Annotated in this window: 14 protein-coding genes and 5 tRNA genes; 5 read left to right on the top strand and 14 right to left on the bottom strand. The window is 45.1% G+C overall.

Going from position 1 to position 14727, the window contains the following annotated elements; all coding sequences use genetic code 11:
- The first annotated feature begins 8 nt into the window (after positions 1-8).
- Positions 9-410, top strand: a complete 402-nt coding sequence (locus MWG72_RS01890) for a Na+/H+ antiporter subunit G (RefSeq protein WP_005108489.1) — start codon at positions 9-11, stop codon at positions 408-410.
- A gap of 85 nt (positions 411-495) precedes the next feature.
- Here MWG72_RS01890 and MWG72_RS01885 read toward each other — a convergent pair whose 3' ends face one another.
- The 11 genes from MWG72_RS01885 to tpiA form a co-directional block, all read right to left on the bottom strand.
- Complete coding sequence (locus tag MWG72_RS01885) at positions 496-900, bottom strand: ribosome-binding factor A (protein WP_004281108.1); 405 nt, start codon at positions 898-900, stop codon at positions 496-498.
- Complete coding sequence (infB, locus tag MWG72_RS01880; RefSeq protein ID WP_247143111.1) at positions 900-3608, bottom strand: translation initiation factor IF-2; 2709 nt, start codon at positions 3606-3608, stop codon at positions 900-902. Before infB ends, MWG72_RS01885 begins: the two co-directional genes overlap by 1 nt.
- A 10-nt stretch (positions 3609-3618) precedes the next feature.
- On the bottom strand, positions 3619-5103 hold the full coding sequence (gene nusA / locus MWG72_RS01875) for a transcription termination factor NusA (protein WP_004281105.1): 1485 nt from the start codon (positions 5101-5103) through the stop codon (positions 3619-3621).
- 34 nt (positions 5104-5137) lie between these two features.
- The gene (rimP, locus tag MWG72_RS01870) at positions 5138-5662 is read right to left on the bottom strand and encodes a ribosome maturation factor RimP (protein ID WP_004281103.1); all 525 of its coding nucleotides are present in this window, start codon (positions 5660-5662) and stop codon (positions 5138-5140) included.
- 223 nt (positions 5663-5885) lie between these two features.
- Positions 5886-5962 (bottom strand) — tRNA-Met (locus MWG72_RS01865).
- A gap of 88 nt (positions 5963-6050) precedes the next feature.
- Positions 6051-6127 (bottom strand) — tRNA-Met (locus MWG72_RS01860).
- A 66-nt stretch (positions 6128-6193) separates the two neighbouring features.
- Positions 6194-6270 (bottom strand) — tRNA-Met (locus MWG72_RS01855).
- Positions 6271-6350: 80 nt separating this feature from the next.
- Positions 6351-6427 (bottom strand) — tRNA-Met (locus MWG72_RS01850).
- 53 nt (positions 6428-6480) lie between these two features.
- Positions 6481-6565 (bottom strand) — tRNA-Leu (locus MWG72_RS01845).
- Between the two features lie 53 nt (positions 6566-6618).
- On the bottom strand, positions 6619-6948 hold the full coding sequence (gene secG, locus MWG72_RS01840; protein ID WP_005248398.1) for a preprotein translocase subunit SecG: 330 nt from the start codon (positions 6946-6948) through the stop codon (positions 6619-6621).
- Positions 6949-6961: 13 nt separating this feature from the next.
- On the bottom strand, positions 6962-7753 hold the full coding sequence (gene tpiA, locus MWG72_RS01835; RefSeq protein ID WP_247143110.1) for a triose-phosphate isomerase: 792 nt from the start codon (positions 7751-7753) through the stop codon (positions 6962-6964).
- Between the two features lie 277 nt (positions 7754-8030).
- Here tpiA and pilB point away from each other — a divergent pair, with 277 nt between their 5' ends.
- Genes pilB through coaE form a run of 4 tightly spaced genes read left to right on the top strand, consistent with a single transcriptional unit; the run spans position 8031 to position 12462 of the window.
- Positions 8031-9740, top strand: coding sequence for a type IV-A pilus assembly ATPase PilB (gene pilB / locus MWG72_RS01830; RefSeq protein ID WP_247143109.1), 1710 nt, complete (start codon positions 8031-8033; stop codon positions 9738-9740).
- Positions 9741-9771: 31 nt separating this feature from the next.
- Positions 9772-11001 (top strand): type II secretion system F family protein, encoded by a 1230-nt coding sequence (locus MWG72_RS01825; RefSeq protein ID WP_247143108.1) that lies wholly within the window; start codon positions 9772-9774, stop codon positions 10999-11001.
- A complete protein-coding gene (locus MWG72_RS15500) occupies positions 11001-11861 on the top strand; it encodes a prepilin peptidase (protein WP_276520244.1) in 861 nt (286 codons plus the stop codon). Before MWG72_RS01825 ends, MWG72_RS15500 begins: the two co-directional genes overlap by 1 nt.
- 1 nt (position 11862) lies before the next feature.
- On the top strand, positions 11863-12462 hold the full coding sequence (coaE, locus tag MWG72_RS01810; RefSeq protein ID WP_064102364.1) for a dephospho-CoA kinase: 600 nt from the start codon (positions 11863-11865) through the stop codon (positions 12460-12462).
- Positions 12463-12483: 21 nt separating this feature from the next.
- On the opposite strand, the gene MWG72_RS01805 is transcribed toward coaE, so the two are convergent.
- From MWG72_RS01805 to ppnP, 3 genes are all read right to left on the bottom strand, one after another.
- Positions 12484-13407, bottom strand: coding sequence for a DMT family transporter (locus tag MWG72_RS01805; protein ID WP_005108480.1), 924 nt, complete (start codon positions 13405-13407; stop codon positions 12484-12486).
- A gap of 6 nt (positions 13408-13413) precedes the next feature.
- Positions 13414-14163 carry a 23S rRNA (guanosine(2251)-2'-O)-methyltransferase RlmB gene (gene rlmB, locus MWG72_RS01800; protein ID WP_005101440.1) on the bottom strand — a complete coding sequence of 250 codons (750 nt, stop codon included), beginning with the start codon at positions 14161-14163 and terminating at the stop codon, positions 13414-13416.
- Positions 14164-14300: 137 nt separating this feature from the next.
- Positions 14301-14624: a pyrimidine/purine nucleoside phosphorylase gene (ppnP, locus tag MWG72_RS01795; RefSeq protein ID WP_004281089.1), complete on the bottom strand. Its 324-nt coding sequence runs from the start codon at positions 14622-14624 to the stop codon at positions 14301-14303.
- Positions 14625-14727: the final 103 nt, after the last annotated feature.

The following is a 14727-nucleotide window of genomic DNA, read 5'->3' as shown; positions in this document are numbered from 1 at the left end:
GTTTTTAAATGTCTTTAATTTTAGAAATACTGGTGTCGATTTTTCTATTGATTGGTGCTTTCTTTATGCTGGTCGGCGGAATTGGGATGGTGCGTTTGCCCGATCTGTTCATGCGTCTGCATGCACCGACCAAATCCAGTACTTTGGGCCTCGGCAGTTTTTTAATTGCGGCGATGATTTTCTCTGCCATGTATGGCCGTTTCGGCTTTGCTGAAGTGCTGATTACCCTGTTTGCCTTTATTACTGCGCCGGTATCCGCCAATCTGATGGCACAGGCTGCATTGCATTTGCGGTTACGCTCTTTGAGTGGCGAAGTGCCGGAAACGCTGGAACGCCCCCTGCCTTGGCAGCGTTCACGCCGTCGTACCTTTTATGAAAAGAAAATCAATCGCAATGATGATTTAGATTAATTGAGCAAGCGATTCCAGTTCTCCCAAATCTCAAAATAGAGAGATAAAAAAAGCCACCCGAAGGTGGCTTTTTTAGTCCTAAGACTTATTCATCATCTTTTTTTGCTTCAGCTTCAGGTAAGTCCTTCACTGCTTCAGCGATCAGACCAAACATATAGTTACCATATGCATTGGTCTTATCGTAATGGAAACGTAGACGAGGCGTAATACGGGTTTTGATACGACGACTCAGCTCGTGGCGCAGGAAACCAGATGCTTTGTTCAACACATCCAGAGTTTCTTTATTGGCCTCTTGGCTTTGCTCATCGCCAAGTTCACGTCCCATCACAGTGACATAAACTTCCGCATATCCCAGGTCTGGGCTCACCTTCACCGCAGAGATGGTCACCAGACCACCTAAGCGTGGATCTTTCAGCTCCTGACGGATCAGTTCGGACAACTCGCGTTGTACTGTATCCGCCATACGCTTCAGACGTTGACTACCCGCCATTAAAGACTCCGTTTAATCAATTGAACATCGTACACTTCGATCTTATCAAGTGCTTTGATGTCTTTATAGCCTTTCACCGCAAGACCACATTCCATACCGGCACGAACTTCTTCAACCACTTCTTTGTAGCGACGAAGAGATTCAAGCTCGCCCTGGAACACAACCACGTCATCACGTAATACGCGAATCGGTTTGTTACGATGCAATACGCCTTCAAGTACCATACAGCCCGCAGCCGCACCAAACTTACTTGAGTGGAATACTTCACGTACTTGTGCAACACCCAGAATCGTTTCACGATGTTCTGGTGCAAGCTTACCGCTCATTGCTGCTTTCACATCATCAATCAATTGATATATGATTGAGTAGTAACGAATGTCGATACTGTCTGCATCTGCTTTTTGACGCGCAGCGTTGTCCGCACGTACGTTAAAGCCGAGTAGAACTGCTTCTGAAGATTCAGCCAGTGTCACGTCAGACTCAGTGATCGCACCTACACCAGAACCGATGATACGTACTTTAACTTCATCAGTCGCAAGCTCAGCAAGTGCAACGTGTAATGCTTCCAAGGTACCGCGTACGTCAGTTTTCAACACAACATTTACGATAGGCACATCTTTCTTGCCCATAGACGCCATGATGTTTTCAAGACGCATTGCAGATTGACGCTCAAGACGTTTTTGACGTTCACGATCCATACGCGCATCGGCAACTTCACGTGCTTTCTTCTCGTCACTCACCACAAGAACTTCGTCACCCGCCATTGGTGCTTCTGGAAGACCCAGAATTTCCACCGGAATCGAAGGACCTGCAGATTTGATACGCTGACCATTTTCATCCGTCATCGCACGAACGCGACCATAAGATGAACCGGCAAGAACAAGATCACCTACTTTCAATGTACCATTTTGAACCAGAATAGACGTTACCGCACCACGGCTGTTGTCTACACGTGCTTCAATTACGACACCTTGTGCAGCACCTTCTTCAGATGCTTTAAGCTCTAGAAGTTCAGCTTGAATCGAAATAATATCAAGAAGTTCATCAATGCCTTGACCAGTATGTGCAGAAACCATTGCCACTGGAACGTCACCACCCCATTGTTCTGGCACAATTTCTTTCACAGTCAATTCATTCAGAACGCGATCTGGATCAGCAGATTCTTTATCCATCTTGTTGATTGCAACAATGATTGGCGTACCCGCAGCACGTGCATGGTCAATCGCTTCCGCAGTTTGTGGCATTACACCATCATCTGCTGCAACAACCAGTACCACGATATCTGTTGCTTTCGCACCACGTGAACGCATTGCAGTAAATGCTGCGTGTCCCGGAGTATCGAGGAATGTAATCATACCTTTATCAGTAGTTACATGGTAAGCACCGATATGCTGTGTGATACCGCCTGCTTCGCCAGCAGCCACTTTGGCACGACGAATACGGTCAAGCAGTGATGTTTTACCATGGTCAACGTGACCCATAATGGTAACAACAGGCGCACGCGTAGATTGCGCACCACGTGCTTCTTCAGCTGCTTCAAGCAAGTTATCTTCAGCTTGTGTATCAGAAACCAGTACCGGATTATGGCCCATTTCTTCAACAACAAGTGCAGCAATCTCTTGATCAATCGCCTGGTTCTGAGTCACTAGCTCACCCATTTTCATGAGTGATTTAATCACTTCACGAACCTTAACTGCCATTTTCGCAGCTAAGTCAGCAACGACAATCGTTTCACCGATTTCAACATCGTAAACCTGTTTTTTCACAGGTTTTTCGAAGCCGTGCTTATTGCCTTGGCTGGTTTTTAAACCGCGCTTAGGCTGTTTGCTGAAGCTTTGCTCTTCCTGACCACGACGACCACCTTTTTTAGGTGCACGCGCGCTCGGCGTATTCGTACCACGTTTGATTTCGCGGTCTTCTTTGGCAAATGAGTCTTCATATGCCTGACCAACAAGACCGGCAGCCAGAGGAGAATCATCAACAACACGAATCGTTGCAGTGGTATCTTCCGCGGTGTACTTAGACGCCATTTGACGCATTTGTTCAAGCGTACGTTGTTGCGCTTCTTCAGCCGCTTTACGACGTGCTGCTTCTTCAACAGCTTTTAATTTTGCTGCTTCTGCTTCACGTGCCTTTTTCTGTTCAGCGGTTTCAGTTGGTTTAACAACTTGCTTCACAATCGGCTTGTTGGTTGATTTGCGTTTTACCACAACTGCAGCTTTAGAAACTTCTTGCTTGTCGCTGGTTTGCTTTGCAGCAGCACGCATCGCTTCTAGAGCTTTATTCGCGTTATTTACGCCAGTTTTTGGAGCTTCGGCAGAAGCAGCTTGCGCTGTATTCTGCTCAGACGCAGCTTTGGCCTGTTGCTCAGCCTTGGCTTTCGCCAATGCTTCTGCTTTGATCTGTTCTGGATCCGGCTTAACAAATGTATGCTTCTTGCGAACTTCTACATTAATCGTTTTCGCCTTACCTGAAGTACTGGCTACTTTAGCCGTACTAGTCGTTTTACGTTTCAACGTGATTTGCCCTGCTTGGCTTTCTGAACCCTGTGACTTTTTCACATGACTCATCAAGCTGTCTTGTTGTTCGGTGGTAATAATATCGTCAGCTTTACGCTGTGGTAAACCTGCCTCACGAACCTGCTCTAGGAGCTTCTCAACTGGACGACCCACATTGAGGGCTAACTCTTTAATCGACTTGTCCGTCATATACTACCTCCTAGTTAAACCATGATTCGCGCGCTTTCATAATGAGTTGACCTGCTTTCTCAGCACCCAAACCTTCAATATCTTCGATATCGTCAGTCGCCTGATCTGCTAAATCATCCACTGTTACCACACCACGAGCTGCTAGCGCTTGCGCGATCTCTACTGTCATGCCTTCCATTGCAACAAGTTCTTCACTTGGCGCTTGTATGTTCTCTTGCTGTTGTAATGCATCAGCAAGTGCAATTTCTTTCGCACGGCTTTGCAGTAGTTCAACCAGTTCCGCATCCAGTTCGATTTCATCAAACGTTTCTGCAGGGACATAAGCAATTTCTTCAAGCGAGGTGAAGCCCATTTCTACCAATGCCATCGCCAAATCTTCCGCGATATCCAGACGGGTAACAAACATGTCTAAATATTGTTGCGCTTCGTTTTGTTGACGGGCGTAGTATTCCTCTTCCAGCATCATGTCCAGCTTGTAGCCAGTCAATTCAGATGCCAGACGAACGTTCTGACCTTGTGAACCAATCGCACGTGCCAGCTGGTCGCTGGTTGCGAAAATGATGTCTGCAGTACGTGCATCTTCATCGATGACAATACTCGATACATCTGCTGGTTCCAATGCACTTGCGATATATTGCGCAGGATCATCCGACCAAACTACCACATCAATACGCTCGCCATTGAGCTCTTGCTGTACAGCCTGAATACGAGTACCACGCATACCAATACAAGCACCCACCGGGTCAATACGGTGGTCATTGGTTTTCACTGCAATTTTAGCACGAACACCTGGTTGGCGAGCCGCCGCTTTAATTTCAATGATTTCTTCAGAAATCTCAGGGATTTCTTTCTTCATCAATGCAATCAGCATATCCGGTTTAGCACGTGACAGTTGTAACTGCGCACCACGACCTTCACGGTTGACATTGAAGAGAATCGCATTCACGCGTTGCTTCGGACGAAGGATTTCTTTCGGAATCATTTCTTCACGAGCAAGATACGCTTCAGCATTGTCACCTAGGTCAATGATAAAACCGTCTTTGGTTTGTTTTTTCACTTCACCGTAAATCAGCTCGCCGACTTTCGATTCGTAAGCATCGGCTACAAGTGCACGTTCTGCTTCACGGATCTTCTGTACGATCACTTGCTTGGCAATTTGCGCTGCAATACGACCGAAGTCAATCGATTCCACTTCAAGCTCACGAATGTCGCCAATCGACCATTTTGCCGGATCGACATCAGAGATGGCATCCTGACAAGCTGGCATTTCATGGTCTTCGTCTGCAACCACTTCCCACTGACGGAAAGTACGATAGTCACCTGTTTTACGATCGATTTCCACACGTAAACGTGCTTCTTCCGAATGTGTTCCTTCGTAGAATTTTTTCTTTGTCGCAGCAACTAAAGCTTGCTCAAGCGCTTCAAAGATCGCTTCACGAGGTACACCTTTTTCGTTACTAACCGTTTCAACGACGGTCAGAATTTCACGTGCCATACGTCACCTATTCGTTAAATTTTTATTTATTCAATTAATCTTGGAAGACCAAATTTGCTTTATCGATATTGTGACTGTCGATCTCCAATACCTGTTGCTTTTCTACTTCAACTTGAATCATTTCATTTTCAAGATCGACAGCAACCAGTTTGGCCTGGAATTTACGACGGTTATCTACCGCACTGATCAAACGTAGTGCTACGGTATGACCGATATAGCCTGACATCTGCTCGAGCTGGAAGAATGGACGGTCCCAGCCTGGCGAAGATACTTCAAGTGAATATTCACCCGAGATCGGATCATGAACATCCAGCATTGCGCCCACTTGCTGCGTGACACGCACACAATCCTGAACGCCAATACCACGCCCCTGCTCTTCTTCACCATCTTCATTGATTGCTGGTGCAACGCTCTCATCGACTGGCTTGTCGATGTAGATACGTAATAACGAACATTTACCCTGTGGCAGGAATTCAATCCCCCAAAGGTTTACATTACAGGCTTCAACTGCTGGTGCAATCAAGTCCTGAAGTGCTTGAGTTTTATTTGATAGCTTCATTTACTCTCGTCATCTGGTGCGATTTTATGATCTATTTGACCACTACAAACCAATACAAACTATAGTAGTAGTGAAACATGGAGATTTGACCAAATAATGTCGACACTACACGATAGCCAATAAAAAAGGGCGTAAATCGCCCCAATTAATGCACAATTTAAGATTTTTTCAAATCCCACTGTGCAAAAAGGCCCACCTTGTTGTGAGCCTCTTTTTAGAAACTTGGTAGCGGGAGCTGGATTTGAACCAACGACCTTCGGGTTATGAGCCCGACGAGCTACCAGACTGCTCCATCCCGCATCAACGTGCAAAAATTATATACAAAAGATGAGAACTTTTCAATCAAAACCACATCATTCTGCATATTTGTCATCTGTCGCTGAAAAAGTGGTAGCGGGAGCTGGATTTGAACCAACGACCTTCGGGTTATGAGCCCGACGAGCTACCAGACTGCTCCATCCCGCATCAGCGTACAAAAAACTTTCAGCTTAATATTCCAAGCTGCTTTTAAAGTTTGCATCTTTAAAAGATTGGTAGCGGGAGCTGGATTTGAACCAACGACCTTCGGGTTATGAGCCCGACGAGCTACCAGACTGCTCCATCCCGCAACAACATGCAAATTATATTTCTCAGCTTAATACTGGTTTAAGCTGCCTCTTGAAAGTTTGCGTCTTTAAAAAGGATTGATTGGTAGCGGGAGCTGGATTTGAACCAACGACCTTCGGGTTATGAGCCCGACGAGCTACCAGACTGCTCCATCCCGCATCAATAGAAGTTTTTCAGCTGCATACACCAACTTAAATTTCTGGATTATAAGTTGGTGCGGAAGGGGGGACTTGAACCCCCACGCCCGAAAGCACTACCACCTCAAGGTAGCGTGTCTACCAATTCCACCACCACCGCAGCTGTGACGCATTCTAGTCGCATCACTGAAAAAAAGAAAGGATTAATTAAAACTATTCGGTCGTTTCTGGTGCAGTTGGTGAAGTTTCATTCGATTGCACAGGTACGGTCGGCGCAGACTGAACAGATCCCAAACTATAGGCATTCGAGGTTTGTTGCTTGGCCAAAATCGCCAAAGTCAGACTGGTCACGAAGAACAGTGCAGTAAAAATCGCAGTTAAACGGGTCATGAAATTACCCGAACCTGAAGCTCCAAATACTGTCGCTGCACCACCGCCGCCGAAAGAGGCACCAGCATCTGCACCTTTACCATGCTGAACCAAAATCAAGACAATCATCAAAACAGCTAAGATAATATGTACTACCAGCACAAAAGTTTGCATGCTGAACTCCTAATTATTGTGTATTTGCAAATGCATGAGCAATTTTATGGAACGACTCAGCATTGAGTGATGCACCACCGACCAATGCCCCATTGATATCTGGGCAGGCTGCTAACTCTACTGCATTTTCCGGCTTGACACTACCACCATATAAAATCGCCATACTCTCGCCATAGCCCGTAATCTGGCTTAAACCTTGACGGATTTGTGCATGCATGGCCTGCGCATCTTCAGGAGAAGCTGTTTTACCTGTACCAATCGCCCAGATCGGCTCATAGGCAATCACGATATTTTTCCATTGTTCGGCTTCAACCACAGCAGCGATATCACAAATTTGTTGCAATACTACAGCTTCTGCCTGCCCTGCTTCACGTTGTTCCAGGCTTTCACCGATACAATAAATTACCGTCAAACCAGCACTTAAAGCATTCTTGATTTTAGCATTTAAAATATCAGCATTTTCTGCAAATATTTCACGGCGTTCAGAATGACCCACCAGTACATACTGGATTTGACTGTCGGCCAGCAATTCAGCACTAACTTCACCGGTGTAAGCGCCCATTCCTGAAATACGTGAAACATCTTGTGCTACGGTATAAATTGGACGAACCGCAGATGATAGCTCTGCCTGAATCTGGCTTAAGGCAACCGCAATCGGTGCCACACCTAAATGACATTGATCTTCGGCAATTGGTGCAGTCTCCAGCAAATTCTTAATATCACGTACCAAGCTCAATGCCTCTGCCTGCACTGGATTCATTTTCCAGTTACCTATCACCCAAGGGGTAATCGTCGAAACCGACATAATTAACCTATTTCATTTACATATTTTGAATTGGGCACATTCTACACGGAATTGGAAAATTAAAAGAATAGTTTTCTTATCACTCATTCTCAGTTTAGACTATCCAAAATGGTTATTTTTTGTTATCACTTAAAAAAATGAGGACTTCTTCTAACCAGTTCATGCTTTTACTGGAGATGAGGAAGCGAGCAGCACTCTTGGCTATGGTATTTTTACGTAACAAACGTATAATTTTAATATAGCAATTAAAAGAATTTGATGAGTAGGCATTTATAGCATGACAGCATTACAGGGGTCGCCAAGATTTACCGGATTTATTCGTCGTTTGGTCGAGGAAGGCGTCATCTCGGCTGAAGATATGCGCAGTGCGTTGGCGCATGCCAAGCAAGAAAAAATCGATATCGTGGCTGAGTTAATTAACCAGCAGCAACTTTCCCCGACCGTCATTGCTGAAACGATTTCAGTTGAATTTGGCGAACCACTGTTTGATATCAGTGCCTATGATCCTGCCCAAATTTTGCGGGATGTGATTGATGAAAAGCTGATTACCAAGCATCGCATCCTGCCGATTTTTAAAAATTCCAGTATTTTATATGTTGCGATCAGTAACCCCACCAATATCGAAGCAATTGATGCAGTCCGTTTTTCCACCAAACTCAATATTGAAACGATTATTGTTGAACACAATAAACTTGAAAAACTGATCGAGCAGAATTTTACTGAAGAAAGCACGTTTGAGTTTGATGAAGACTTTGATCTGGATGTTGATGTTGAATCCACCGATCCGAATAAAGAAGATGATGAAAGCAATAAAGGTGATGAAGCACCAATTGTCAAATATATAAATAAGTTACTCATCGATGCGATTCGTATGGGTGCTTCGGATCTACACTTTGAACCTTATGAAAAAATCTATCGGGTACGTTATCGGGTCGATGGGGTATTACGCCAGATTGCAACACCACCACTACAGCTGGCAAATCGTTTGTCTTCACGTCTTAAAGTTATGTCACAAATGGACATTTCAGAAAAACGTGTACCACAAGATGGTCGAATTAAACTAAAATTATCCAAAAACAAAGCCATTGATTTCCGTGTCAACTCTCTCCCTACACTGTTTGGTGAGAAGCTGGTACTGCGTATTCTGGATCCATCCAGTGCGATGCTGGGGATTGATGCATTGGGTTATGAACCGGAACAAAAAGAACTGTTTATGCAGGCACTGGACAAACCACAAGGGATGCTGCTAATTACCGGCCCGACGGGTTCCGGTAAAACCGTTTCACTTTATACCGGTTTGAATATCCTGAATCGTGAAGATACCAATATTTCCACAGCGGAAGATCCGGTCGAGATTAACTTGCAAGGGATTAATCAGGTCAACGTTAATAATAAAGTTGGCCTGACCTTCTCTGCCGCACTGAAGTCCTTCTTACGTCAAGACCCGGATATCGTCATGGTCGGTGAGATCCGGGATCTGGAAACTGCCGAGATTGCGATTAAAGCTGCGCAGACCGGTCATATGGTGATGTCGACGCTGCATACCAATAGTGCGCCTGAGACTTTGACCCGTTTACGCAATATGGGGGTGCCTTCTTTCAATATTGCCACTTCGGTGAACCTAGTCATTGCACAACGGTTGGCACGTCGCCTGTGTTCGCAATGCAAGAAACCTGCCGATATTCCGCAACAAAGCTTACTGGAGATGGGTTTTACCGAAACCGACTTGCAGCAACCTGAGTTCCAAATTTATGAACCGGTGGGCTGCAATGAGTGTCGCGAAGGCTATAAAGGTCGTGTCGGTATTTATGAAGTTATGAAAGTAACGCCCGAAATTTCCAGAATTATTATGGAGGACGGTAATGCACTTGAAATTGCCGATGCTTCCGCACGTGCAGGTTTTAACAATTTACGCCGGTCAGGTTTAATCAAGGTGATGCAGGGGGTGACTTCTTTACAGGAAGTCAATCGTGTCACCAGCGAATGATCGGATGCTGATCTAAAATAAGGATAAAGGTATGGCAGCAGTAAAGAAAGGCCAGATGATGCCGATCTTCAGCTATGAAGGAATTGATCGTAAGGGGGCAAAGATCAAGGGGGAATTGCCAGCAAAAAATATGGCTTTGGCCAAGGTCACCCTGCGAAAACAAGGCATCAGCATCAAGACCATTCGGGAAAAGAAAAAAAATATTCTCGAAGGCTTGATGAAAAAACGTGTTAGTACACTAGATATTACGATTTTTACCCGACAGTTGGCGACCATGATGAAAGCCGGTGTGCCACTGGTGCAAGGCTTTGAAATTGTCGCAGAAGGTCTGGAAAATCCAGCGATGCGTGAAGTTGTACTGGGAATTAAAGGTGAAGTAGAAGGCGGTAATACCTTTGCCGGTGCACTGCGCAAATACCCACAATATTTCGACAACCTGTTCTGTTCACTGGTCGAATCTGGTGAACAATCCGGTGCGCTAGAAACCATGCTGGATCGGGTCGCAATCTATAAAGAAAAAAGCGAACTGCTCAAGCAAAAAATCAAAAAAGCCATGAAGTATCCGGCTGCGGTGGTTGTGGTCGCCCTGATTGTTACCATTATCTTGATGGTTAAAGTGGTACCGGTTTTCCAGGACTTATTCTCTTCATTTGGCGCCGACCTGCCTGCTTTCACCAAAATGGTAGTCAATATGTCGGAATGGATGCAAAAATATTGGTTCCTGCTGATTATTGCCATTGGCGCTTTGATTACCGCTTTTCTTGAAGCCAAGAAACGTAGTAAAAAATTCCGTGATTTTCTGGATAAGGCCGCACTCAAAGCACCGATTTTCGGGGATCTGGTGTATAAAGCAATTATTGCCCGTTATAGCCGTACTTTGGCCACCACTTTTGCAGCTGGTGTGCCCTTGATTGATGCATTGGAATCTACTGCGGGCGCAACCAATAACGTCGTATATGAAGATGCTGTGATGAAAATTCGTGAAGATGTTGCCACAGGCCAACAGCTGCAGTTTGCTATGCGGGTCACCAACAAGTTTCCTTCCATGGCTATCCAAATGGTCGCAATTGGTGAAGAGTCAGGTGCGCTAGATGCCATGCTGGACAAAGTAGCCACGCATTATGAAAATGAAGTCGACAATGCAGTTGACGGCTTAACTTCGATGATGGAGCCGTTAATTATGGCTGTTCTTGGTGTGCTTGTCGGTGGTCTAGTGATCGCCATGTACCTTCCAATTTTCCAAATGGGTTCTGTGGTTTAATGCAAGATCTTATTCAATATTTTATTCAAAACCCAACGGCGCTGTATATCGCAGTTGGGCTTTTTAGTTTATGTATCGGCAGCTTTCTGAATGTAGTGATTTACCGTACGCCCAAGATGATGGAACAGGAATGGCGTACCGATTGTCAGATGTTCTTGCATCCGGAACAGCCGGTGATTGATAAAACTAAATTAAGTTTAAGCAAACCCGCTTCGACTTGTCCTAAATGTCATCAGCCAATCCGCTGGTACCAGAATATTCCCGTTATCAGCTGGCTGGTCCTGCGCGGAAAATGTAGCAACTGCCAGAATCCCATCAGTATCCGCTATCCATTTGTTGAAATTCTGACGGCAGTTTGTGCACTGCTTGTCGTCGCAGTATTTGGCCCGACAATGCAAATGCTGTTTGGCCTGATCCTGACTTATGTGCTGATTGCGCTAACCTTTATTGATTTTGATACCCAGTTATTACCGGACCGTTATACCCTGCCCCTGGCTGCACTAGGTTTGGGGGTAAATAGTTATGCACTCTATACCTCCCCAAGCTCTGCCATTTGGGGGTATATCATTGGTTTTCTGTGTCTATGGGTGGTGTATTACCTGTTTAAAATCATTACCGGCAAGGAAGGCATGGGTTATGGCGATTTTAAATTGCTAGCCGCTTTGGGTGCCTGGATGGGTCCATTATTACTGCCTTTAATTGTGCTGCTGTCTTCCCTGGTAGGTGCGATTATTGGCATCATCCTGCTAAAAGTCCGCAAGGAAAATCAGCCTTTTGCTTTTGGTCCTTATATTGCGATTGCCGGCTGGATCGCTTTCCTTTGGGGTGAACAAATTATGAAAGTGTATTTAGGTCAATAAATTGAAATTTGTACTCGGTTTAACTGGTGGGATTGGCAGTGGCAAGTCTGCTGCCAGTCAGTGGTTTGAAGCACAAGGGATCACGGTAGTCGATGCCGATGTGGTAGCGCGTGAAGTGGTCGAAATTGGGCAGCCTGCACTTACCCAGATTCAGCAGGCTTTTGGCGATTGGGTACTGCTTGCCGATGGCTCACTGAATCGTCGTGCCCTGCGTGAATATATCTTCCAGTCTCCTGAAGCACGCAAAACTCTGGAAAGTATTACCCATCCGGCAATTCGTACTTCCATTATCCAGCAACTACATGCTGCGCAAAGTCCCTATGCCATTCTGGTTTCACCACTACTATTTGAGACCAATCAGCACGAACTCACCCAGCATACCTTACTGATTGACGCCACCATCGAACTGCAAATTGAGCGGGCCTCACAACGTGACGGCCAGAATATCGAACAAATTCGCAATATCATTGCTGCCCAAATGTCCCGCGAACAAAAGCAGACCATGGCCGATGATATTGTCCTAAATGATGGTCATCTGGATCATCTCTATGCTCATCTCAGACTATTACATCAAAAATATTTAAACATGGCAGCCAGCTGAAGCATAAAAAAAACAGTCTGATTAAGACTGTTTTTTTTGTTCTGCTAATTTTCGGCTTAGACTGTCCTGATGCTGTAACCAGCGCCACGGCTGTAAGGCCCCAACTGCCATACCCATCAGGCCACACACCATGGCCAGACTTAAAGTTTCATTTAATAAAGGTACAGCCAGAATTGCCGCAATAAAAGGTGCAAGATTGGTAATACTGCCTGCCTTAAATGCACCAAGACGCTTGATGGCTTCTACATAACTTAAAGTAGCAATAATCACCACAAATATGCCGTGAAAAATGGTCTGAAACAGTAAATGCTCGGGTTCAGGCACACTCAGGTTTTTCGGTAAAAATAGCAGATAAATCGGCACATAAACCACTGCCGACCAGATCGCGACACCACACATTGCCTGCCATGCAGTTAGCTGATATTTACGCAATAAAACGGTAAAAATCGCCCAAAGTATAGCACTAATAAAAAACAGTCCGTCTCCTGCTCCAAAGGCCACACCAGTTTCCCTATACATCAGCATACTCATGAGACATAGTACTACGATCATAATGATCAGGCTGGCCCAGGTATGTTTATCAAAAGCCTGCCCCATCAGAAAAAAAGCCATAATCGCGGTACAGATTGGAATACAGCCATTCAAGAAAATTGCAGCATGGGCGGTAGGTGCGTAGTGAAAAGCGCTATAGGCAAACAGGCAGTAAATCACCCCACCAATCATCGCTAAAATAAAAGGCTCTTTTTTCAGTAAAAAAGCGGCCTCTTTACGATAGAGCAAGATCGGCATCAGAATCAGGAAGGCCAGAGAAAAACGCAAGGCCACAATATCCCAGGCACTGATCTGCCAAAGTGCATTCAGGCGGGCCGTTAAGGTAAAACCGCCCCAGATGCACATGGTAACAACTAAAAAAACATAGCCTTGGGTACGGTCTGACAATGCCATCATCAATTAAAGGTTACGCTGACGGCAGGCTTCATACAGTGCCATACCTGTAGCCACACTGACATTCAGACTTTGCAGATTACCTGCCATCGGGATATACACGGTCTGATCACATTGGCTTTGGGTAATTGGACGTAGGCCGGTATCTTCCGCACCCATCACCACACAAACCCCGGTACCGGTAAAATCAAAATTCTGAATCGGCAGCGCTTTTTCATCCAGCATGGTACCAACCACACGAACATTAAAATCTTCTTTGATTTGACCCAAAGTACGCGCCAGATTGGTCACCTGAATGAATTTGACTTTGTCCGCACCACCAGCAGCCACTTTACGTGCTGTCGGGGTTAAAGTTGCAGAACGATCACGTGGCGCAATCACTGCCTCAACGCCCATTGCAGCGGCTGTACGGATACAGGCACCGAGATTATGCGGATCGGTAATATGATCCAGAGCCAATAATAACGCTTGAGGGTTTGCGCTCAATAATGACTCAAGATCTTTTTCATTCAGGGTCGGATGTGCACGTACCGCAGCGACCACACCTTGATGAAAGGGTTGCCCGGCCAGTTTCTCCAGTTTGTCACGGCTGGCTTGCTGTACACTTATCCCAAACGGTTCAGCCAGTTCCAGTACACGCTTTAAACGCTGATCATCGCGTCCTTTGAGAGTGAATAATGTCAAGACACGTTCAGGCTCAAGCTCTAACAATGACTCCACTGAATGTACGCCATAAAAATATTCAGGTTTTGCCATGAACGACCTCTAGATTAGTTGTATATACAAAAGAAAAATCCCGTAAAGCTGACTTCACAGGATTTCTATAGAATGATTAGTTTAACCGATTCGCACTGAAATTTCTTGCCCGGTTTGCACTGATCTTGAATCTGGACTTAACCTTCAAAATGGCAGACATAGTCCAGCACATCATCGGTTTCGATTTTAAAACGGCTATTGCCCGGCACATAGAAAGACTGACCGGCACGGAACAACTCACTTTCTTCACTATCGCCAATCTGCACACGGCATTCACCTGAAACAATTTCCATGCGCTCAGGAACATGTGTTTCAAAGGTCAAAGCATTTTCTGATGGCAGAATGACACCCAAAGTTTTCTTGGTCCCATCTTCAAATTGTACAATGTGACTAATACACAACCCGCCGAAATATACATTAGATTTTTTAAGTACAGATACATGATCAAACTGAGCTGACATGCGATTTCTCCAGATAAAGCATTTTGTAATATTTTGATTGCTGTAGTTTAAATGTGCACCCTCAACTAATCAATCGAAGTTTATCGACGCCGATAAAATATTC

The sequence above is a fragment of the Acinetobacter lwoffii genome (genome assembly GCF_022967985.1).
In the GTDB taxonomy this organism is placed as follows: domain Bacteria; phylum Pseudomonadota; class Gammaproteobacteria; order Pseudomonadales; family Moraxellaceae; genus Acinetobacter.
The sequence above is the reverse complement of the archived record's forward strand: the minus strand, read 5'-3'. Positions and strand labels throughout refer to the sequence as shown.